23 protein-coding genes are annotated in these 22,257 nt (G+C 56.3%); 12 read left to right on the plus strand and 11 right to left on the minus strand.

From position 1 onward, the window contains the following. Positions 1-290 precede the first annotated feature (290 nt). From J8X26_RS20565 to galB, 4 genes are read right to left on the minus strand one after another with little or no spacing between them, the layout of a single operon-like run. Complete coding sequence (locus J8X26_RS20565; protein ID WP_208951812.1) at positions 291-1,187, minus strand: NAD(P)-dependent oxidoreductase; 897 nt, start codon at positions 1,185-1,187, stop codon at positions 291-293. Next, positions 1,180-2,292: a 4-oxalomesaconate tautomerase gene (locus tag J8X26_RS20570; RefSeq protein WP_208951813.1), complete on the minus strand. Its 1,113-nt coding sequence runs from the start codon at positions 2,290-2,292 to the stop codon at positions 1,180-1,182. Before J8X26_RS20570 ends, J8X26_RS20565 begins: the two co-directional genes overlap by 8 nt. Before the next feature lie 9 nt (positions 2,293-2,301). After that, positions 2,302-3,027 (minus strand): 4-carboxy-4-hydroxy-2-oxoadipate aldolase/oxaloacetate decarboxylase, encoded by a 726-nt coding sequence (locus J8X26_RS20575; RefSeq protein WP_208951814.1) that lies wholly within the window; start codon positions 3,025-3,027, stop codon positions 2,302-2,304. After that, the gene (gene galB, locus J8X26_RS20580; RefSeq protein WP_208951815.1) at positions 3,024-3,770 is read right to left on the minus strand and encodes a 4-oxalmesaconate hydratase; all 747 of its coding nucleotides are present in this window, start codon (positions 3,768-3,770) and stop codon (positions 3,024-3,026) included. The genes J8X26_RS20575 and galB overlap by 4 nt, the downstream gene beginning before the upstream one ends. Positions 3,771-3,921: 151 nt before the next feature. Between galB and J8X26_RS20585 the strand changes: the two genes are divergently transcribed. Beyond that, on the plus strand, positions 3,922-5,151 hold the full coding sequence (locus tag J8X26_RS20585) for a LysR family transcriptional regulator (RefSeq protein WP_165057938.1): 1,230 nt from the start codon (positions 3,922-3,924) through the stop codon (positions 5,149-5,151). A 365-nt stretch (positions 5,152-5,516) separates the two neighbouring features. On the opposite strand, the gene J8X26_RS20590 is transcribed toward J8X26_RS20585, so the two are convergent. From J8X26_RS20590 to flgA, 3 genes are all read right to left on the minus strand, one after another. After that, positions 5,517-5,954: a flagella synthesis protein FlgN gene (locus J8X26_RS20590; protein WP_152326910.1), complete on the minus strand. Its 438-nt coding sequence runs from the start codon at positions 5,952-5,954 to the stop codon at positions 5,517-5,519. Positions 5,955-6,003: 49 nt separating this feature from the next. Next, positions 6,004-6,306 carry a flagellar biosynthesis anti-sigma factor FlgM gene (gene flgM, locus J8X26_RS20595; protein WP_152326911.1) on the minus strand — a complete coding sequence of 101 codons (303 nt, stop codon included), beginning with the start codon at positions 6,304-6,306 and terminating at the stop codon, positions 6,004-6,006. Between the two features lie 157 nt (positions 6,307-6,463). Continuing rightward, positions 6,464-7,189 (minus strand): flagellar basal body P-ring formation chaperone FlgA, encoded by a 726-nt coding sequence (gene flgA, locus J8X26_RS20600; protein WP_165057936.1) that lies wholly within the window; start codon positions 7,187-7,189, stop codon positions 6,464-6,466. Positions 7,190-7,366: 177 nt separating this feature from the next. Between flgA and flgB the strand changes: the two genes are divergently transcribed. From flgB to flgL, 11 genes are all read left to right on the plus strand, one after another. Continuing rightward, entirely contained in the window at positions 7,367-7,777 is a 411-nt protein-coding gene (gene flgB, locus J8X26_RS20605; RefSeq protein ID WP_104922288.1) for a flagellar basal body rod protein FlgB, read from the plus strand. A gap of 5 nt (positions 7,778-7,782) precedes the next feature. Beyond that, positions 7,783-8,187: a flagellar basal body rod protein FlgC gene (gene flgC, locus J8X26_RS20610; RefSeq protein ID WP_104922287.1), complete on the plus strand. Its 405-nt coding sequence runs from the start codon at positions 7,783-7,785 to the stop codon at positions 8,185-8,187. Between the two features lie 11 nt (positions 8,188-8,198). Next, the gene (gene flgD, locus J8X26_RS20615; protein ID WP_152326914.1) at positions 8,199-8,900 is read left to right on the plus strand and encodes a flagellar hook assembly protein FlgD; all 702 of its coding nucleotides are present in this window, start codon (positions 8,199-8,201) and stop codon (positions 8,898-8,900) included. 153 nt (positions 8,901-9,053) lie between these two features. Beyond that, complete coding sequence (gene flgE / locus J8X26_RS20620) at positions 9,054-10,295, plus strand: flagellar hook protein FlgE (protein WP_152326915.1); 1,242 nt, start codon at positions 9,054-9,056, stop codon at positions 10,293-10,295. Positions 10,296-10,322: 27 nt separating this feature from the next. Continuing rightward, the gene (locus J8X26_RS20625; RefSeq protein ID WP_152326916.1) at positions 10,323-11,078 is read left to right on the plus strand and encodes a flagellar basal body rod protein FlgF; all 756 of its coding nucleotides are present in this window, start codon (positions 10,323-10,325) and stop codon (positions 11,076-11,078) included. Positions 11,079-11,099: 21 nt separating this feature from the next. Further along, entirely contained in the window at positions 11,100-11,882 is a 783-nt protein-coding gene (gene flgG / locus J8X26_RS20630) for a flagellar basal-body rod protein FlgG (RefSeq protein WP_152326917.1), read from the plus strand. A gap of 129 nt (positions 11,883-12,011) precedes the next feature. After that, entirely contained in the window at positions 12,012-12,716 is a 705-nt protein-coding gene (locus J8X26_RS20635; protein WP_208951823.1) for a flagellar basal body L-ring protein FlgH, read from the plus strand. Between the two features lie 10 nt (positions 12,717-12,726). Further along, on the plus strand, positions 12,727-13,833 hold the full coding sequence (locus J8X26_RS20640) for a flagellar basal body P-ring protein FlgI (protein WP_152326919.1): 1,107 nt from the start codon (positions 12,727-12,729) through the stop codon (positions 13,831-13,833). Next, positions 13,833-14,801: a flagellar assembly peptidoglycan hydrolase FlgJ gene (gene flgJ / locus J8X26_RS20645; RefSeq protein ID WP_208951816.1), complete on the plus strand. Its 969-nt coding sequence runs from the start codon at positions 13,833-13,835 to the stop codon at positions 14,799-14,801. The genes J8X26_RS20640 and flgJ overlap by 1 nt, the downstream gene beginning before the upstream one ends. A 141-nt stretch (positions 14,802-14,942) precedes the next feature. Then, a complete protein-coding gene (gene flgK, locus J8X26_RS20650) occupies positions 14,943-16,595 on the plus strand; it encodes a flagellar hook-associated protein FlgK (RefSeq protein ID WP_208951817.1) in 1,653 nt (550 codons plus the stop codon). Between the two features lie 27 nt (positions 16,596-16,622). Next, positions 16,623-17,585 carry a flagellar hook-associated protein FlgL gene (flgL, locus tag J8X26_RS20655; RefSeq protein ID WP_152326922.1) on the plus strand — a complete coding sequence of 321 codons (963 nt, stop codon included), beginning with the start codon at positions 16,623-16,625 and terminating at the stop codon, positions 17,583-17,585. Positions 17,586-17,889: 304 nt separating this feature from the next. On the opposite strand, the gene J8X26_RS20660 is transcribed toward flgL, so the two are convergent. The 4 genes from J8X26_RS20660 to lsrR all read right to left on the minus strand — a co-directional run bounded on the left by J8X26_RS20660 (position 17,890) and on the right by lsrR (position 22,055). Then, the gene (locus J8X26_RS20660) at positions 17,890-18,585 is read right to left on the minus strand and encodes a CidB/LrgB family autolysis modulator (protein WP_208951818.1); all 696 of its coding nucleotides are present in this window, start codon (positions 18,583-18,585) and stop codon (positions 17,890-17,892) included. Further along, a complete protein-coding gene (locus J8X26_RS20665) occupies positions 18,578-18,982 on the minus strand; it encodes a CidA/LrgA family protein (protein ID WP_152326924.1) in 405 nt (134 codons plus the stop codon). Before J8X26_RS20665 ends, J8X26_RS20660 begins: the two co-directional genes overlap by 8 nt. Positions 18,983-19,417: 435 nt before the next feature. After that, on the minus strand, positions 19,418-21,010 hold the full coding sequence (lsrK, locus tag J8X26_RS20670; RefSeq protein WP_208951824.1) for an autoinducer-2 kinase: 1,593 nt from the start codon (positions 21,008-21,010) through the stop codon (positions 19,418-19,420). Between the two features lie 70 nt (positions 21,011-21,080). After that, positions 21,081-22,055, minus strand: a complete 975-nt coding sequence (lsrR, locus tag J8X26_RS20675) for a transcriptional regulator LsrR (protein WP_152326925.1) — start codon at positions 22,053-22,055, stop codon at positions 21,081-21,083. Positions 22,056-22,257: the final 202 nt, after the last annotated feature.

Raw genomic sequence — 22,257 nt, forward strand, 5'->3', positions numbered from 1 at the left:
AACGGAGCGGCTTCGAGACCATAGGCTCGAAGACCGAGAGAAGGCAGTGCGAAGCACCTGGATTTGCGCCACCCGCTAATGCGCCGGAACATGTCCGTCGTGCCTGCGACAGCGCGCAGTAAAAGAGCCCGGGGGGTCTTGGGGGGTGGCGGCGACAGGCCGCCCCCCAAGTCGGTGTGGGCCGACGCCCACGACTTTGACCTTAAGGCCAGTGTGGGTGGCAACCCAAGGTCTTGACCTTAGGGCCAGTTTGAGTGGCAACCCAAAGTCTTGATTTTGATGTTAAGTCGTCACGATGTACGACCCGACATCAACAGATCCACGGTCCTCTCCCACTCGAACGGCTCCAGATCCGAATACCGGATCCCCTTTTCGGCCAGCGAATCCACCAGCTCTTGCTGGGCCAGCACCGTACCGGCACTCATATTGGGCGCGACACCCACATCCGCGAGCGTTTTCACGACTTCACGCATTTCCTCGGCGCGGCGCTTGCCGTGTTCCGCAATCCGGCTGATCAGATAATGCGGTAACTGTGCATTCCAGCCGAGTGACGGGAAACTGGCGTGCAGCGAGGCCAGCACTTCTTTTTCGACGCCGTACTGACGCGCAGCGCTCAGGCATTCGGCGGTCAGGGCTTCGAGGCCTTTGATCATCACACTTCGGCACATTTTAATGGCGGACGCTTCTCCGACAGTTGTGCTGTGTACTTTGCTGTTAAAGCCGTTTTCGTTCAGCCATTCGCTGATGGCGTACGCCTGCGTGCCGCCCAGCAGCAGCGGAGTTTTCAATCGGGCAGGCGGATAAGGTGCCATCACCGCGACGTCGATATAATTGCCGCCAGCCTGTTCAATTAACGCCATCGCCTCGTGTTTGGTGTGCGGCGAAACGGAATTCAGATCGAGAAAAAACTGGCCGGGGGCGAGATGACCGGCGACAGCAGCGGCAACATTCAGCGCTTCGGCAGCGGTGACAGCGGAAAATATAATCTGACTGTCCTTAACCGCATCTTCTGCTGACGATGCAAAGCTCACTCCTGCCGCGCGGGCGCGCTGCCGGATGACTGCGGAACCGGTCTGCTTATCGAATGCCACAATATCCAGCGCCGGATTAAGCTTTTTCAAATCTGTCGCCAGGATGGTACCGACCTCACCGAGGCCAATTAAGGTAATGCGCGTAACATTATTCATGATGATTCTCCTGACGCCCGTCCCAGACGCTGGCGGGGATCGCAACACGTCCTTCGAAAATCAGACGGGCGGTGCGTAACAGACCACAACCTGTGAGGCGTTCAGCGCCGGTTTTTGCCGGATCAAGCTGTAATTCCACGCTGAATTCGCCGGTCGGATGTTCGACGCTGATTAACGGCGTGTCGCCGGAAGGCGTATGCGCCAGTCCTTCGGTGATGCTGCCTGGGATCAGGCAGGCGCTGGCGACGCTGACCGCGCCGAGTACGCCAATCGAGGCGTGGCAGCGGTGCGGAATGAACGTCCGGCTGGATATTGCGCCGCCGTTTCGCGGTTCCGCGATGAGTGTCATTTTAGGCACTGTACGCCGTGAAACGTCGCCGAGATTCATTTTCGGCCCCGCCTGTAAGCGGATCGACTCAAGGCGTTTTTTCAGTTCTGCATCGGTATCCAGCTGTTCGCGGGTTTCATAACCCGTGCGCCCGAAATCTGCGGCGCGCAGCAGAACCACCGGCATGCCGTTGTCGATACAGGTGACGTCGATTCCGTCGAATGTGTCGCGGGCGTGGCCGGTCGGCAGCAATGCGCCGCAGCTGGAACCGGCGATATCGGCAAATTCCACACTGATTTTTGCCGCCGTTCCCGGTACGCCGTCGATGTGCAAATCGCCCTGATAACAAACCTGACCGTCTTCTACCGGGACATGCGCCGTGGCAATCTGACCGGTGTTTTCCATATAAATACGCACCGGCGTGATGCCGTTTCGGGCGGCAATCAGATTCCGTTCGAGGGCGAACGGGCCGACGGCGGCCAGAATATTGCCGCAGTTCTGGCCGTAGTCCACCACAGCGTTGTCCACGTTAACCTGCGCAAACAGGTAATCGACATCGGCGTCAGAGCGGTCAGAGGGGCGGATAATAGCCACTTTGCTGGTCAGCGGATCGGCGCCGCCAAGACCATCTATCTGGCGCGGATCGGGAGAACCCATCACCGCCAGCAGCACGCGGTCGCGCAGCTTTTCATTTTGCGGCAAATCATCCGCCAGAAAAAACGCGCCTTTCGAGGTTCCGCCGCGCATCAGCAGGCAGGGAATTCGGGTCTGCGGCATATCGGCTCCTCAGCGCTTTTCGGCTTGTTCTAATTCTTCAGCGGAATCGAAATATTTCAGTCCTTTTTCAGCCAGACGCGGACGCATATTGTAGATATCCAGCCCGAGTTCGCCGTCGGCCATTCTTGCGCGTTTACTCTCTTCCAGCGCTTCGCGCTCCCGGCTGGCCTGCACGACATGGGCGACTTCTTCACGGCGGACGACTGCCACGCCGTCATCATCGGCGACGACAGCATCGCCCGGATACACCAGCTGTCCGGCACAGACCACTGGCACGTTCACCGAACCCAGCGTTTCCTTGATGGTGCCCTGCGCATGAACTGCCCGCGACCAGACGCGGAAACCCATATCACGCAGCGTTTTGGTGTCACGCACACCGAGATCTGCCACCAGCCCGACCACGCCACACGCTTTCAGCGACGTGGCCAGCAAATCACCGAAGAAGCCGTCTGAACAGGGTGACGTCGGCGCAACCACCAGAATGTCGCCCGGCTGACATTGTTCGACAGCCACATGGAACATCCAGTTATCGCCCGGTGCGGTGAGCACGGTGACAGCGCTGCCGGAAATCGCATAATCCTGCTGAATAGGGCGGATGCCCGCATCCAGCAGCCCCTTGCGGCCCTGCGCTTCATGCACGGTTGCGACACCGAAAGCCGCAAGTGCTGAAACGTCGGCTTTATTTGCCCGTGGAATATGGCGAACCACGACGCCTTTTTTACCGACCAGACTCATGCTAAATCCTCCGTCACGCGCGGGAAGATGCTCTGATAACCCTCGCCGTAAACGATGTTTTTGGTGCTGGTGATGCCGACGTTGCGCTTGGCCTGCACGCCGCGCTGCTGGGCGACGCGGGTGTAGTATTCCCACAAGTGTTCCTGACCGGCCATGCACTGAATCGCCTGATATTTTTGGTCCCAGACGTCGGTGATATCGAGCAGTACGTCAGGTTTCCATTCACACTGTTCCGGCTGATGCGGCTCGAAACAGTAAACCGGCGGTGCGCCGACGATGGTTTCGCCCGGTTTATAACCTTCAGCCTGGGCGATAATTCGCGCTTCCTGCGCCAGATGGGTGGCCATCGGATGATCGTAGTTGTACGGGTCTTTCAGGGAATGCGTCAGGACGAAATGCGGCTGCACGCGGCGGTAAACATCGGCCAGACGGAACAGCGATTCTTTGTCTGCGCGCAGCGGGTAATCACCCATATCAAAAAACTCGACGGTGGCGCCGAGGATCTCAGCCGCGGCCATCGCTTCTTCGCGTCGCGACGCTTTCACAATCTCTTCGTTCATATTGCCTTTGCGCCACAGTTTGGCGGATTCGCCTCGCTCGCCGAAAGACAGGCAAACGATGTGAACGGCGTAACCGGCCTGCGTATGTTTCGCGATGGCACCGCCTGCGCGCCAGACGAAATCGGCGGAGTGGGCGCTGACGACTAATGCACTTTTGCTTTCATCTTTTTTTGGCTGAGTCATGACTATGTCCTGGGTTTAGGGTGAGCTGATTGCCTGAGTTCCATGCTGTCAGTCCGTGCCTGCGGCGGGTAATTCATTTGATTGCAGGGGGTATGCGTTTTATTTATATTGCTGAGGGATGTCACGAAAAAAAGCCTGACGGGAGAAGGGGATGGCCCAAGACGAGATGCTGAGTAACCTGATGCAAATACGCGCTTTTTGTCAGGTGGTCGATCAGGGAAGTGTATCGCGTGCAGCCGATGAGCTTTACCGCACGCAGTCGGCGGTGACGAGGGCGATCCGCGATCTGGAACAGGCTCTCGACGTGCCTTTGTTTGAACGTCATGCCAACGGAATGCTGCTCACCGATTTTGGTAAATGCGTGCTGCCGCGTGCGCGCCGGGCGATTGCCGAATTGCGGCTGATCCCGTCGCAGCTGGCGAAATTACACGGCAAAGCCGGGCAAACGCGCAGTGAAACCGAACCGCTGTATTTGTTTAATGTCCGGCGCCTGCAAATTTTCATTTCACTGTGTAAAACGCGGCATATGCAGACGGTCGCCACGCTGCTCGGGCTGAGCCAGCCTGCGGTCAGCGCGGCGTTGAAGGTGCTGGAAAACGGTGCAGGTCAGGCGCTGCTGGAACGCACGCCGCACGGTATGATGCCGTCGCTGGCCGGGCAGGATATCGTGCCGAATTTGCGCCGTGCGCTCAACGAACTGCGGCATATTCCCGCCGATATCGCCGCCCGCCGTGGCGTGCTGGAAGGCACGGTGCAGGTCGGCGCACTGCCGCTCGGGCGCACACGTTTGCTGCCACAAGCGATCATCGGGCTGACACAGCGTTACGGTGGCGTCAAGGTGATCACCAATGAAAGCGCGTTCAGCGCGCTGGCGTCCGAGCTGCGTTCGGGCGAAGTGGATTTTATCTTCGGCGCGCTGCGTTCGAGCGATTATGCAGCGGATATGGTGACGGAAACGCTGTTCACCGAAAGCATGGTCATCCTGGCGCGAAAAGGGCATCCGCTGCTCAGCGAACCGGTAACGCAGGAACATCTGCGTACCGCGCGCTGGGTCTTGCCGCGGGCAGAAACCCCGGCGCGGCGGTTGCTGGATAACAGCTTTACCGCGATGGAAATCCCGCCGCCCGATCCGGTGGTGGAAAGCGGCGATCTGGGCATTGTGCGCGGCTTGCTGCTCGGTTCAGATATGCTGGCCGCCGTTTCCGCCCGCCAGCTGGAACACGAACTGGAAAGCGGCGAGCTGATAAAACTGCCGCTGGATCTGGCCGACACGCATCGCGCCATCGGCCTGACTTTCCGCGCAGGAAGCCTGCTTTCCCCCGCCGCACAAGCGCTGGTGAAGGAAATACGGCAGGTTTGCAGCTCATCACTCACCCAATAAACAGGCCATACTGTTGATCAAACGGGTAGAAAAGGATCCTTCAACGTTAGAAAGGCTCGCCAATCTGAACTGATTAAAAGTGCATGCAAGGGGAAGAGAACGTTTTCAAAGGATTGCAGATTTGCATAGCTTACGGCCGCTTTCAGAAAGCTTGCTGAATGAGTATTTCGAGACCGAAAGGCTCGAACACCGAAATGAAGGCACCGCGCAGTAAAAAGACGCGGAGATTCAAAAGAGGCCCCGTCCTGGGTCTCTTTTGTCGGTTTAGGCGCAAGGAGTTATGTGATCACAGTTATTGAAAAACCGAAACTTTCCCGATCATCTGCCCGCCCTCACGGCGAGTAAAAAACCGTGCCCGTTTCGGTCTAAACGGAAATCTTCCTGACGGTTTGCCCGGATACAGTTTCCTGCCCGTTCGGTCCGTAGAATTTTTGTGTCTGGCTGGCGTTGAGAATAGCCAAAGCCTCGGTGTTGTAAGCAATTTGTTTGCCCAGCAACATGCCGTTGTGACGATTGATCTGACTCAGCTTGGTGGTCAGTTGCACCACCTCTTTCCACATCGCGGCGATTTCCGGCTGACGGGAGTAGGGGGCGCTTTGTTTCAGACGTTCGTCATGCTGACGACGCTGTTTATCAAGATAGTCTACCGTAGCGAGCAATGAGCTCTTTTGCTCGGTGATATGCTGCAGGGCCGCTCCGTTCACGCGGCCTGAGCACAGTATCGTTTGTTCGTGATTAATCACTTGATCCAGCGCTTGCAACGTTTCAACCAAGGTAGTCATGGACTTGATAAAATTCTTCATCGGGCCTTATTACCTTCCAACTTTTTCGTCTCCGAGCCGGGTCTGCGGCTTAAAAACCTTTGAGATAATCCTGCGTGTCCTTCAACAGAGCATCAGCAATTTTGCCGGTATCCATGGTCAGTTTGCCATCACGGATAGCTTGTTTCAGTTCGTCGACACGTGCCGTATTGATGTCCTGCGCACTTGACTGAGTCAGAGACGTTTGCGCTGAGCTCAGGGTCACCGCCGTACCGCTGGTGGTGGTACCAGAAACAGTGTCTTCTTTGCGCGTATTCTGAACAGAAGCTTCAGAAGGATCACGCTGCTGGATCGAAGTTAAAGGTGAAACACCTTGAGTACGATCGATAGCCATATAAATATTCTCCGGTAAGGGTATTCAGGGCCTTTAATGTGACGCAAACCCTAAAAATGCCGTCGTGGGACGACTCTGATACGTTTGTTATCGACATGTGGCGAAATAACTTTAGCCTTAATTGCAGATTTTTCTACAAATACGGTTGCAATTCAACCTAAATTGTCACTGTCACAGACCCATCTGAGCCCACTGTCCCGTTCACAATTACGCCTGACGGCATTCTTATCCGCACGGATTCATTTGCTGCTGCGTTGTTCATTGCCTTACCGGCGCTGGATACGTTAAAACCACTGCCTGTCGCCTGTACCTGCACTTCCTGACCCGCATGCACCATCCACGGACGGCGAAGCATCGACAACGTTAACGGCTGACCGATGTTGATATTGCGCAGCGTAACGCCGTTAATCGCCTGATTACTGTCAAGAATCGCTTTCGGCGGCAGGAGATCCAGACGCCCGTTCCTGGCTTCCAGATCCGTTTGCGCCAGATGCGCTCCCGCAGGCACATTTTTCGCCGCAACCCAGTAAGTTCCGCTCACCTGAACCTTGGTCTGCACATAAATTTTCTGGCCGTTACAGTTCACCGCCACCGAGACATTTCCCCAGGTGCGGCTGTTAGACGAAAGCATAAATTGTGGCGATAAACATTGTGGCTGACGCGCGGCGGGTGTCATCACCACCACTTTCACCTGCATTCCGCTGTCGGCATATTGCTGACGGAAGAACTGCTGGAGCTGCGAGGTCAGTAGTGTATCGCTATTGGCCGACGCAGGCACGCTTTTGGCCGGCGCATTTTGTGCAAAGCTGGTCCCGCCGGATGTCAGACCCAGAAGAATGCAGCCCAGCGTGATGCTTAAACGTCGGAGTTCCAGCCTGTTCATACGCGATTTACCTTTGTGCCCGATGTGTCGGCGAAAAGTCTACTGGGGACAAGTCTACCCTCAGTTTGCAATTCCTAAAGGGACAAATAGCGGACGATTTTGCGCTTATTCAGACGATAGGTTGTTGACACCCGCATTTATGCTGTCGACTCCAAAATCTCACTTTGCGGAGGGCGCATGCTCGACAAATTGAACGCCGCACTACAGTTCCAACAGGAAGCGCTCAACCTGCGCGCCCAGCGGCAAGAAATACTTTCAGCCAATATCGCCAACGCCGATACCCCGGGGTATCAGGCGCGCGATATCGATTTCGCCAGTCAGTTGCAGAAAGTGATGGAGCAGGGCCGCGCGAGTGAAAGCGGCATGTCTTTGTCACTGACGTCTGACCGCCACATCGCGGCGTCAAACGTTTCGCCCGCTGACATGGATTTGATGTACCGGATCCCTGATCAACCGTCGGCAGACGGTAACACGGTCGATATGGACCGTGAACGTACCAACTTTGCGGATAACAGCGTGCGCTATCAGACCGATTTGACCGTCCTTGGCGGCCAAATTAAAGGGATGATGTCGGTGCTGCAAGGATAAAACCTATGTCGATGCTCGGTATTTTTGATATCGCCGGTTCTGCGCTTGCCGCGCAGTCTCAGCGTCTGAACGTCAGCGCCAGTAACATGGCTAACGCCGACAGTGTGACCGGCCCGGATGGTCAGCCTTACAAGGCTAAACAGGTCGTGTTTCAGGTGAACGCGGCGCCGGGGCAGGAAACCGGCGGCGTGAAAGTGGCGCAGATCGTTGATGATCCGGCGCCGATGCGCATGGTGTACGAGCCCGGTAATCCGATGGCGGATGCGAAAGGGTATGTGCAGATGCCAAACGTAGATGTGGTCAGCGAAATGGTCAACACCATCTCCGCTTCCCGCAGTTATCAGGCCAACGTCGAGGTGCTCAACACCACTAAGTCGTTGATGATGAAAACTCTCACTCTGGGGCAATAGCGGAGCGAAATATGTCTATAACGACGTCGATTAATGACACCACTGATAACACAACGATCACCAGTACCGGCTCCAGCACGTCCACAACCGGAACCAGCTCGGCCGATGATCTCTCCAGTAGTTTCCTGACCTTGCTGGTCGCTCAGCTGAAAAACCAGGATCCCACCAATCCTATGGATAACAGCCAGCTCACCAGCCAGCTGGCACAAATCAGCACCGTGAGCGGGATTGAAAAACTCAACACCACGCTGGGCGGCATCTCCGGGCAAATCTCCAGCGGCACTTCCGTTCAGGCCAGTTCCCTGATTGGCCACGGCGTGATGGTCTCCGGCAGCGCGATCCTGGTGGGCAAAGACACCGACGGCACGGTCAGTACCACACCCTTCGGCTTCGAGCTGGAAACCGCGGCAAGCAGCGTCACCGCCACCGTCAGCGATTCCACCGGCAAAGTGGTGAAAACCCTCAGCCTGGGGTCTCAGACAGCGGGCGTTCACAGCTACACCTGGGATGGCACGCAGGACGATGGCACTGCTGCACCGGATGGCAGCTACACCTTCAGCATCAATGCCCTGAACAACAGTCAGCAAATGGTGGCAACACCGCTGAACTATGCGCTGGTCAATGGTGTAACCAAAGATTCATCCGGGAATACCGCGTTGGATCTGGGCGTGCGCGGAACCGCAACTGTCGATTCTGTACGCCAGATTTTGTAAGAGAGTCACTCAGACCGCTCCCTCCCCTGCGAAGGGGAGGGTTGGGGTGGGGTCCGAATGGCAACGCAGTCGCTGCCTGCAAAATCCCCTCCCAACCTCCCCCTTCTCAGGGGGAGGAGCTACAAACACTACACACAGTAAAATGGAGCTAACATGAGCTTTTCCCAAGCAGTCAGCGGCCTGAGCGCGGCATCGACCAACCTCGACGTGATTGGTAACAACATCGCCAACTCCGCCACCGTTGGTTTTAAGACAGCCACCGCCTCTTTTGCCGATATGTTTGCCGGTTCTCAGACCGGTATGGGCGTAAAAGTCGCCGCTGTCACACAGAACTTTAACGACGGTACCACCACCAACACCTCCCGCGGGCTGGATGTGGCACTGAGCGGTAACGGTTTCTTCCGTCTGACCGACAGCAGCGGTGCGGTTTACTACTCCCGCAATGGCCAGTTCTCCCTCGATGCGAACCGTAATCTGGTGAACATGCAGGGGCTGAGCGTGACCGGTTACCCGGCGACTGGCACACCGCCAACTATCGCGGCGGGCGCACAGCCTGTTGCACTGAGCGTCCCGACCACCATGATGAGCGCGAAAGCCACCACCGCAGCCACCATGGTGGCCAACCTGAACTCAACCGACACCGTGCCAACCACGGCAACGTTTAGCAGCAGCGATGACACCAGCTACAACTACGTCAACAGCATCACCACCTATGACTCACAGGGTAACGCGCACGATAACAACCTGTACTTCGTGAAAACCTCTGCGAACAACTGGGATGTGTACGCTCAGGACGGCAGCGTTTCAGGTTCAACGGCGGCCAAAATTGGTTCTCTTAAATACGACACCAGTGGCGCACTGGTCAGCACCACCGACGCAACAGGCGCTGCCAACGCGGGTCTGGCACTGACATTGCCGATGAACACCGCCACCAACGGCACGGTGACGCCGCAAACCGTGTCTCTGGATTTCACCGGCAGTATTCAGCAGAGCACCGGCAGCGACAGCATCGGTTCCCAGAATCAGGATGGTTATGCAGCAGGCCAGATGACCGGCTACACCATCAATGACGACGGCACCATTTCCGGGACTTACTCCAACAATAAAACCCAGTTACTGGGACAAATTGTGCTGAGTAACTTCTCCAACCCTGAAGGTTTGAAATCTGAAGGCGATAACGTGTGGACGGCGACCTCTTCTTCAGGTCAGGCCGTGACCGGTATCGCGGGTCAGGGCGGTTTGGCGTCCATGACCAGTGGCGCGCTGGAATCTTCCAACGTCGATCTGAGTGCGGAGCTGGTCAACATGATCGTGGCTCAGCGTAACTATCAGTCGAATGCGCAGACCATCAAAACTCAGGACTCCATCCTGAACACGTTGGTTAACCTGCGCTAACGCGCGACTTAAAAACAGGGCAGCACTATGGATCGCGCTATCTACACCGCGAGCGGCGCAGCCAGCCAGACGCTGGTTCAGCAGTCGGTCACGTCAAGTAACCTGGCTAACGCTTCCACACCGGGCTTTCGCGCACAGCTTTTAGCCATGCGCGCCGTACCGGTGGATGGCGAAAGCCTGCAAACGCGTACGCTGGTCACGGCGTCCACACCGGGCGCAGACATGACTCAGGGGAAACTTAACTACACCGGTCGTCCGCTGGATGTGGCTTTACAGCAGGATGGTTTCCTGGCGGTGCAGATGCCTGATGGCACTGAAGCGTACACACGCAACGGTGACATGCAGGTCTCACCTACCAACCAGCTGACCATTCAGGGTCATCCGGTGATGGGGGATAACGGGCCAATCGAAGTTCCGCCGCAGTCTCAGCTCACGATTTCTGCGGACGGGACCATTGCTGTCCTGGAAGCCGGCGCTGATCCCAACACCATGGGGCAGCTCGGCAAACTGAAACTGGTGAAGGCGGCTGGCAATGAAGTGACCCGCGGAGACGACGGCATGTTCCGTCCGACCGCCGCGACGGCGCAAGCCCGGGGCGCGACATTGCAGGCCGATCCGACCATTCACGTGATGCCCGGAACACTCGAAGGCAGTAACGCGGATCCGGTTTCGACCATGGTTGACATGATAGCCAACGCACGCCGCTTTGAGATGCAGATGAAAGTCATCCACAGCGTCGATGAAAATGAACAGAGTGCCAACAATCTGCTGTCAATGAGCTGATGATGGCAGAGGAGTAATGACATGATCCCATCGCTATATATTGCGAAGACCGGGCTGGATGCCCAGCAGACCAACATGGATGTTATCGCCAACAACCTGGCGAACGTCAGCACCAACGGCTTCAAACGCCAGCGTGCGGTTTTCGAAGATTTGCTGTACCAGACAGTCCGTCAGCCAGGTGCACAGTCTTCTGAACAGACGAACCTGCCTTCCGGTTTGCAAATCGGTACCGGTGTTCGTCCGGTTTCGACCGAGCGCCTGTTCTCTCAGGGCAACCTGTCGCAGACCAGCAACAGTAAAGACATCGCGATCAAAGGCGAAGGTTTCTTCCAGGTGCAGCTGCCCGATGGCACCACCGCCTATACCCGCGACGGTTCTTTCCAGGTTGATCAGAACGGCCAGCTGGTCACTTCCAGCGGCTACCAGATCATCCCTGCGATCACCATTCCGGCGAATGCCCTGAGCATGACCGTGGGTCGTGACGGTATCGTCAGCGTGACTGTGCAAGGGCAGACCGCCGCACAACAGGTCGGCCAGCTGACGCTGAGCACCTTCATCAACAACAGCGGTCTGGAATCTATGGGTGAAAACCTGTACCAGGAAACCCAAAGTTCTGGCGCACCAACAGACAGCACGCCGGGTCTGAACGGTGCGGGCCTGTTGTATCAGGGTTATGTCGAAACCTCTAACGTCAACGTGGCGGAAGAGCTGGTCAACATGATCCAGACGCAGCGTGCTTACGAAATCAACAGTAAAGCGGTGTCCACGTCGGACGAAATGCTGCAAAAACTTTCTCAGCTGTAAGTTTTTTGTAGTGGTAAGAAAAATAAGAGGGCAGGGGCAAATTTGCTTCTGCCCTGAACCGGTTCAGATCCCTACCAGGTCGATTTTTTTAAGGCGATAACTGTGGTGACCAAAAAAATAACGTCGGTAATGACTTCTTATACAGACCGACCAGGCAAGCTGGTGCTGCCACTGTTAGTCACGTTACTGGCGAATGGCTGTGCGTATATGCCCCATACTCCGCTGGTACCCGGCGCAACGTCCGCCGCGCCTGCACCTGCCGCACCGCCGGTTCCCAACGGTTCGATTTTCCAGTCCGTTCAGCCGATGAACTATGGTTATCAGCCTCTGTTTGAAGACCGCCGTCCACGTAACATCGGTGACACTCTGACTATCGTCTTGCAGGAAAACGTGAGTGCGAGCAAAAGCTCCTCAGCGAACGCCAGCCGCAACGGGTCAACCACCTTTGGTGCCGCCACTGCGCCCCGCTATCTTGAAGGCCTGTTCGGCAATGCGCGCGCCGATGTCGATATGAGCGGTGCCAACACCTTCGCCGGGAAAGGCGGTGCGGCGGCCAACAACACCTTCAGCGGCACACTGACCGTGACGGTTGCGGAAGTGCTGGCTAACGGCAACCTGAAAGTTGTCGGTGAAAAACAAATCGAGATTAATCAGGGAACCGAATTTATCCGGTTCTCCGGTGTGGTCAACCCACGCACCATCAGCGGTGCCAACGCCGTTATCTCCACGCAAGTGGCTGATGCGCGCATCGAATACGTGGGCAACGGCTACATCAATGAAGCGCAGAACATGGGCTGGTTGCAGCGGTTCTTCCTAAACTTATCGCCGTTATAACGAGGCAATCATGCGAAAATTCCTTTCCGGTGTTATCTGTCTGGCGATGTCCGCCCTGGTGGTACTGCCCGCATCCGCCGACCGTATTCGTGATTTGACGACGGTACAAGGTGTGCGTGATAACGCCCTGATCGGCTACGGCTTAGTCGTTGGTCTCGACGGAACCGGTGACCAGACCACGCAGACGCCATTTACCACCCAGACACTGACCAACATGTTGTCTCAGTTAGGGATCACCGTCCCGGCGGGCACCAACATGCAGTTGAAAAACGTGGCAGCCGTGATGGTTACCGCCAAAATGCCGCCATTCTCACGCGCCGGTCAGGCGATTGATGTCGTGGTTTCCTCAATGGGTAATGCCAAAAGCATCCGCGGCGGAACTTTGCTGATGACGCCAATGAAAGGGGTCGATAATCAGGTATACGCGCTGGCGCAGGGTAACGTGCTGGTCGGCGGTGCCGGGGCTTCTGCTGGCGGCAGCAGCGTAACGGTTAACCAGGTTTCCGGTGGCCGTATTACCGGCGGGGCGACCATTGAACGCGAACTGCCAAGCACCTTCGGCACCGAAGGCGTGATTAACCTTCAGCTTAATGATGAAGACTTCAATCTCGCGCAGCAGGTCAGCGACGCCATTAACCGTCAGGGAATGGGGTCTGCCTCGGCGCTGGATTCCCGCAATATTCAGGTCATCGTGCCGCGCGGCAATACCTCGCAGGTGCGCATTCTGGCGCAGATTCAGAACATCGAAGTCAACGTCGGGCCAATGGATGCGAAAGTGATCATCAACTCCCGTACCGGCTCGGTGGTGATGAACCGCGACGTGACGCTCGACAATTGCGCCGTGGCGCAGGGCAATCTGTCTGTGGTGGTCGATCGCCAGAACGACGTCAGCCAGCCGAATACGCCATTTGGCGGCGGCCAGACCGTCGTGACGCCAAATACCAATATTTCCGTCCGTCAGTCCGGGGGTTCTATTCAGCAGGTGCGTTCGAGCGCCAGTCTGAACAACGTGGTCCGCACACTTAACGCGTTAGGCGCGACGCCTATCGATCTGATGTCCATCCTGCAGGCGATGAAAACAGCCGGCTGCCTGCGTGCTGATTTGGAAATTATCTGATGAGCGATCTGATGTCGATGTCAGGGGCGTTTGACCCGCAGGGTGCGGCGTACGACACGAATTCCCTGAACAAACTGAAGCGGGAGGTTTCGCAGGATCCGCAGGCCCACATCAAAGAAGTCGCTAAACAGTTCGAAGGCGTCTTCGTGCAGATGATGCTGAAAAGCATGCGTCAGGCGCTGCCGCAGGGGGGGATCCTCGATAACCAGTCCACCAAGCTTTATACATCGATGTACGATCAGCAAATTGCGCAGGACATGTCCGACAAAGGGTTGGGCATGGCCGACATGATGGTGGAACAGCTGACCGGCGGCTCAAAACAGCCGTCTGAACTGGCGGGCACAACGCCAATGGCGCTCGACGGCGAAGTGCTGAAAACCATGCCAATTCAGGCGATGGAACAGTATCTGCGCAAAGTCATTCCGACCGCGCCGGATCGCACCACCGGCGGCGCGCCACTGCCAACCGACAGCGGCCAGTTCGTCTCCAGCCTGAGTATTCCGGCGCAGGTGGCGAGTAAAGACAGCGGCATCTCCCATCAGCTGATTGTGGCGCAGGCCGCACTGGAATCCGGCTGGGGTCAGCGCGAAATTCCAACCGCCGACGGTAAGCGCAGCTACAACCTGTTCGGCATCAAAGCCGGCAGCAGCTGGGACGGCCCGACGACCAATATCACTACCACGGAATATGCCAACGGCGTGGCGAAAAAAGTTCAGGCCAGTTTCCGTGTTTACGGCTCTTACGTGGAAGCGATCAGCGACTACATCAAACTGCTCACCAACAACCCGCGCTACGCCCATGTGGCGTCCGCGAATACGCCTGAACAGGCCGCGCATGCACTGCAACGCGCGGGCTATGCGACGGATCCGAATTATGCCGAAAAACTGGTGAGTGTGATCCAGAAAATCAAAGGCGCGGGCGAGCAGGCTGTGAAAGCTTACAGCCATGATTTAAAAGATATTTTTTAGTGCCGCAAAAGCGTGTTTTTTTTCTCAAGTTTTAGCCGTACAGGCCGATAACACGTTAAGAATGGGAAAAGGGGAAAGCCCCGTTTCAGTTCCCTTAATTACACGGTGGTAAAAAAGTCACCGGCAGCCAAAAGGTCACTCATGTCCAGTAGCTTAATTAATACCGCAATGAGCGGACTGAACGCAGCGCAGGCCGCGCTCAGTACCACCGGCAACAACATCGCGAACGTCAGCGTAGCCGGTTATAACCGCCAGACTGCCATCATCACTCAGAGCAACGGGACGTCGACGTCTGCCGGATATATTGGCAATGGTGTGACGGTGACGGGCGTGAACCGTGAGTACAACTCTTTTGTCGTGAAGCAACTGCTGGGCGCGAGCGCGACAGGCAGTGCGCTGTCAACGCAGCTTGATCAGGCCAGCTCCATCGATGATTTGCTGGGTGACAGCTCGACCGGTATCGATGCCACCATGGCAACGTTCTTTACCGGCCTGCAAACGCTGACCAGCAACGCCAGCGACAGCTCGGCGCGTCAGGCTGTTTTGGGTGAAGCGCAGGGTTTAACCGCGCAGTTCAACAGTTCGGCGAAATACCTGAGCGACATGAATACTGCCGTTAACCAGCAAATTACGCAGAACGTTGATCAGATCAACACCTATGCGGCGCAGATTGCCAAGCTGAATAACCAGATTACCGCGACGCGCGGCAGCAGCGGGCAGGAACCTAACGCCTTGCTCGATCAGCGTGATCAACTGGTCAGTCAGCTTAATGACATTACCGGTGTGACCGTCACGCAGCAGGACGGTGATACGTACAACGTTTCCTTTGCTAACGGTACGCCGCTGGTGAGTGGCGGAACGTCGAAAACGGTTGTGGCAATACCGTCCAGCGCGGATCCGTCAAAACTGACGGTCGGCATGACCCAGCCTGATGGCACGGTTTCACAAATTCAGGAAAGCCGTCTGACTACCGGTTCACTCGGTGGCACACTGGCATTCCGCAAAGACAACCTGGAACCGGCGATCAACCAGCTGGGTCAGCTTGCGCTGTCCATGGCAGATGCCTTCAACAGCACCAACAAAGCCGGTTTTGATCTCAACGGTGACGCCGGTACAGATTTCTTCTCGTTCACCGGCGCAACTACGGTGGCGAATACCAAAAACACCGGCACTGCGGACGTGAGTGTGGCTTATAAAGACACCACCGCTGTGAAAGCCAGTGATTACACCATGGCTTACGACGGTACATCGTGGAACGTCACCCGCGTTTCCGATGGCGCAAAAATCACGCCAACGGCAGGCACCGACAGCAGCGGTAATCCGACGATGGACTTTGACGGCCTGTCCGTTTCCGTCACCGGAACGCCAGCCACTAACGACAGCATCACCATCAAAACGGTGAGCAACGTTGCCGGCAGCATGAATATCGCTATCAATGATTCTTCCCTGATTGCCGCCGCAGGCGCAGCAGACAGCGGCGTCAGCGATAACACCAACGCCCAAAAATTGCTGAACCTGCAAACCGCAAAACTGGTGGAAGGTAAATCTACCCTGACCGGCGCGTATGCCAGCCTGGTGAGTAATGTCGGTAACCAGGTTGCCACGCTGACCACCACCAGCACGGCGCAGGCCAATATCGTGACGCAACTGACCACGCAACAGCAGTCTATCTCCGGGGTTAACCTCGATGAAGAATACGGCGATCTGCAACGTTACCAGCAATATTATCTGGCGAACGCGCAGGTTGTGCAGACGGCTTCGACCATCTTTGACGCGATCATCAACATTCGCTGATCTTTGAACTGATAAGGAACTGATGCCATGCGCCTTAGTACCAACATGATTTACGACCAGAACATGAACGCGGTGTTAGAGGGTCAGAACCGTTTCCAGGCGACCGGTTTACAGCTGTCCACCGGCTCGAAAGTCAGCAAGCCTTCTGATGATCCGCTGGCCGCTTCGCAGGCCGTTCTGGTTCGTCAGGCACAGGCTGAAAACAGCCAGTTTTCCGTGGCGCGTACCTTTGCCAACCAGAGTATGAGTCAGGAAGAATCGACGTTAAGCAGCGTGACATCCACCATTCAGGATGCGCAGACGCTGATTGTACAGGCCGGTGACGGTTCCCTGAGCGACGACGACCGTTCCTCTCTGGCGACCAAACTGGAAAGCCTGAAGTCACAGTTACTGAACCTGGCAAACAGCACCGACGGCAATGGCCGTTACATTTTTGCCGGTTACAAAAGTGATACGCCGCCGTACACGCAGGACGCGACAACGGGCGCTGTAACCTATTCCGGTGGCACAACGGCGCTGACCCAGCAGGTTGATGCCAGCCGTACCATGACCATCAGCCATACCGGTAATCAGGTTTTCAATACCCTGACTGGCGATGCGAAAGCGGAACCCGATGGCTCCGCCAGCGAATCCGATATTTTCAAAACCATCGACGGTGCGCTGACTGCGCTGAAAACACCTTCTGCGGATTACACTTCTGATACTGAATATTCAGATGCGATCGACAAAGCCAACCGCGGGCTGAGCAACTCACTCAACAACGTGCTGTCTGTGCGTTCAGAGCTGGGTACCCAGATGAGCGAACTGGATAACCTGGATACGCTCGGAGATAACCGCGAAGTGGCAAACTCGACCAAACTCAGTAATCTGGTCGATACCGAATGGACATCCGCAATTTCGACGTACACGCTGCAACAGGTCGCGCTTCAGGCCTCTTACAAAACCTACAGCGCCATGCAGGGGATGTCCCTGTTCCAGATGAATTCGTAATTCTTCCGGCGCGTCTCCTGACGCGCCCGCTTACTCTCTTCGTTATCGACTGCCGTCTGCGGCTAAAGCAGACACGCAGGTCCTTTTCTGATTGTACTTAAACCGGGTACCTTCAGCTTTGTATGTCACTTTTTCTAAGGTTGAAGTGACATACGCTTTTTCCTCTTCCTATTCCGAACTGGCTCAGCGCTGGAGCCTTCGCTCACCCCGGTCACATACTTATTGTATGCTCCCGGGGATTCGTTCAGTTGCCGCCTCGATCCAATCCGGATTATTTCGGGGGAAAGGTGATCAATGAAACGGCCTAATGACCAAACAAGACGAGCAGGACGGGGAACAGGAACGGGGCGAGGAGGGAGGTGATAATCCCGCAAATGACCAGCGCCAGCGAACTGAACGCGCCTTCCTGATAATCCATTTCTGCGCAACGTGCGGTGCCGAGTGCGTGAGAGGCGGTGCCCATCGCCAGACCGCGTGAGGCTTTGGTGGTGATCTTCAGCACATTCAGAATGCTGTGGCCGAAGACTGCACCCAGGATCCCGACAAAGATAACGCACACGGCGCTGATGGCCGGAATTCCGTGAATGGATTGCGCGGTGGCCATCGCAATCGGCGTGGTGACGGATTTAGGCATGACAGACGCGGCAATTTCCGGCGTCGCCCCCATCCATAACGCAATTGCAGTACCGGTGGTCATCGCCACGATGCTGCCGATAAAACAGATGCTGATGATGGATTTCCACCGCGCGCGGATCTGGTGCAGTTGCTCATAAAGCGGAAACGCCAGCGCGACGACGGCGGGTTGCAGCAAATCGTTGAGAATTTTACTGCCGGCAAAATAGCGTGTGTAAGGGATATTCGTGACCAGCAGCAGAGGGATGATAATCACCATCGACATCAGCAGCGGATTGAGTAACGGCATTTTGAGTTTGATTGCCAGCTTGCGTGCAGCGAAAAACACCAGCAGCGTCAGCGGAAGTGACCACAGAATATCAATCATTTTTCTTCTCCGCCTTGTCAGTCACCGCACCGCGATCGCCATGAATATAGTGGGAACAATAGGCGACGACCAGCAACACAATAATCGTACTCACCAGACAAGACACCACCAGCGGACCGAACTGTGTCCGCAGCTGTTCGTAGTAATTCATCACCCCGACGCCGATGGGCACGAACAGCAACGCCATATAACGGATGAGAACATTGCAGCCCGGTTTGACCCATTTAAACGGCAGAATTTGCGTGGAAAGCAGCCCGAAGAGGATCAGCATCCCGATGATGCTGCCGGGAATAGTGATCGGTAAAAGAGATGAAATCGCGTTCCCGGCGAACAGACAGAGATATATCAGGATAAATGCCCGAATATAGTGAAAAGCCAGAGATAATGCGTTGTTCATAGTGATTTGCCCGCTTGAATGATGTATTCATCATACAATTAAGATGTGATCTGCGCCACATAACCAAGTATGAAATTTAGGAATGAAGTGTATTCGATTGCGGAGATCGCCGCATTGCGATTTTCAATTGCGGGCTGGTGCAAGTTTCGGTTTCTCAGTAGCAGTGATCACCGCACCAGGCGGTTTTAAAAGCAGTACGGCGCAAGTTTTGGTTTCTCAATAGCAGTGATCACTTAACGTGCTGCGCCGAAACCGACCAAAGAGGCCCAGGACGGGGCCTCTTTGGAATCTCCACGTCTTTTACAACACGCGCAGCCGCTCGCAGTTAAAAAGCGCGGGTGTCCGGAGGGCGCGCGCGTTAACGCGCCCTTTGGGCCAGTTTGGGCGGCGAGACCCAAGGTCTTGAAGTTGTTTTTAAACCATCCACCTTTAGCATCACAACCCGGGTGCTTTCCACATCGACGTCGTCAGTTGCCTGTCCACCAGCCTCAGCTGATCCGCATACACTTCCTGCCAGTTGGCTTTCTGCACCCGATACTTCGCGTGATTCGCCACGTCCGGCTGATATTCCCGTTCCCAGCGCACCAGCGCTTCTCCGGTATCGGCCAGCGAGGCATAAACGCCTGCCGCGACACCGGCCGCAATCGCGCAGCCCAACGCGGTGGCTTCTTTCACGACCGGCACGCTGACCGGAACGCCGGTGACATCACTCAGAATCTGACACCACAGCTTTCCTTTGGAACCGCCGCCGGAGAACACCAGCGATTTTGCGCGCACGCCGGAAAAGCGGGCGATCATATCCAGATTACAGGCCGAGACGATGGCGGCATTTTCCTCGAGCGCGCGGAACAGCGTCGGTTTGTTGCACTTTTCCGGGTCGATGGACAGATTGATAAACGACGGCGCGGCGTGATACCAGTTTTTAAAATGCATTGCATCGGAGAAGACCGGCGTCACGCCCCACGAACCCACCGGCACGCGCGCGGCCATGTCTTCCAGGAGGCTGTAAGCATCTACGCCCAGCCGTCCGGCGAGGGTTTTCTCTTCGGTGCAGAATGCGTCGCGGAACCAACGCATCGTCAGGCCGGTAAAGAAACTGATGGATTCGGCCTGCGCCATGCCGGGAATGACGTGCGGATTGACGCGGATGTTCATCTCCGGATCGGTGACCGGCTCCGGTAAATTCACAATCTGCTGCCAGAAAGTACCGCCTAAAACGGCGGTCTGACCGGGGCGCACCAGCCCTAAACCGAGAGTCCCGAGCTGGGCATCGCCGCCGCCCATGCCGACGGGCGTGCCGGCTTTCAGGCCGCTGAGTTCCGCCGCGCTGGCGGTGACATAGCCCAGACGCGTGCCGGTTTCCGCGACGGGGGAAAGCATATCGGCGCGCAGCCCGGCCATGTCTAACAGCTCAGGCCGCCAGTTGCGGGTGGCCAGATCCAGCATGCCGGTGGTGCCGGCGTTAGACGGGTCAACTGCCAGCTCGCCGCTGAGCATACAGGCCAGCCAGTCGCTGATCATGGTGACGGTCGCGGCCTGACGGTATATATCTGGCCGATGGTGCGCCAGCCACAGCAGACGCGGCATAGCGCTGAGCGCCAGCGTCTGGCCGGAGCATTCATACACTTCGCGTTCAAATTCGAAATCGTGGATTTCTTTCAGCTCGGAAACTTCACGGCTGGCGCGGGCATCAACGTTAGCGCAGGCCCAGATCGGTTCACCGGATTTATCGTAAAGCACAATCCCTTCGCGCATTGAACAGGCGGCGACGGCGCGGATGGCTGAGGCGGGGAGATGCGCTTCGTGCAGCGCCTGGCGGATACACTGGCAGGCGAGCTGCCAGTTTTTATGCAGATCAAACTCCATCGAACCGGGCACATCCGGCAGTGCCAGATGGATCCACTCGGCCTGTCCGGCGGAAATCTGTTCGCCTTCGAGATTGAAAATCACCGCACGGATACTGCCGGTACCGGCATCCAGCGCCATTAAATAGCTACGATCGTCGTCAGAGTTCAGGGTAGAGGTCATCGCTACGTTCTCTCGTGCCAGTTTATCGGGCACCGTTTACCTGACCGCCACCCCCCTCACTCCCTGCGGGTCAGTCGAGCAACGCCAGCATGGCTCTTGCTGTGCTCTCTTCAGTAACCAGTGCGTTAATTCGTTTGCCTTTCAGCGCCGCGACGATGGCTTCGGCTTTCTCGACGCCGCCTGCCACCCCTAAAACAGTCGGAATACTTGCCAGATCCGCGGGCGCGACGGCGATCAGTTCATCGTGGATCGCCATGTTTTCCGCCAGCTCGCCGCTTCGCTGCATAAAGAAGCCGAGGATGTCGCCGACCGCGCCTTTGCGACCAAACAGCAACTGTTCGCCTTCGCTGATATAACCGGAGCGCAAGATCGTCGCTTCCTGTTTCTGGTTCAGCGAACCGATGCCGACCACCGCAATATCCGCCGCGCAGGCCGCCAGCATCACGTCATGAACATTGCGTTCCTGCCGGAAAATCGCCGCCACGCTGGCCGATGAGGCACGCAGTGGCGCGGGAATAATGCTGACACCGCAGGCCGCGTCGAGCTGCCCGATGCCGGTCATATACGGGCCGACACCGCCGGAAAGCGTGACCATCCTGATCTGCTGTGAGGCGATAAAGCCGCTCAGATGTTGCAGCGTACTCATGGCCGTTTCGCCAAATCCGACCGCCAGCAGTTGTTCAGGTTTCAGCAAAGTCATCAGCATATGCGCCGCGCCGACACCCAGACGGGCACTCAGCGAACCGTCGGCAAGCTGCGGCAGGACGCGGATCTGCTGTAAACCAAAACGTTCGAGCAGGGTGTTTTCCAGCGCCAGACACCCCTCAAAACGCGAGTTGATTTGCACGCGGATCACCCCGGATTGCCGGCCTTTTTCCAGCAGACGCGACACTTTCAGCCGCGTCAGGCCAAGTCGTTCACCAATCTCATTCTGGGTCAGACCGTCGTGGTAATAGAACCAGGCGGTGCGCGCCAGCAGTTCTTCTTCGCCCATGCTGAATTCCGGAAGGTTAGTCAGATCAGAAAGCGTTGTCTTATCATTCATAGTGAACACTTATCAAAATGTAGATCAATTGTTCGTTAACGAAATGTTGTTAACTGTGATGTGTTTGGCAAATTCCAAATGAATTCTGGTTGAATCATATCGCAGACTCTATGAGTTGAACAAACTGTGATCAGCGCAAAAGTTTTCCTCAGCGCGTCAGACTAGGTTTATGAACAATGTTAAATTATAAATACATTTGTTC

The sequence above is a fragment of the Rahnella sp. ChDrAdgB13 genome (assembly GCF_017655185.1).
Lineage (GTDB): Bacteria > Pseudomonadota > Gammaproteobacteria > Enterobacterales > Enterobacteriaceae > Rahnella > Rahnella contaminans.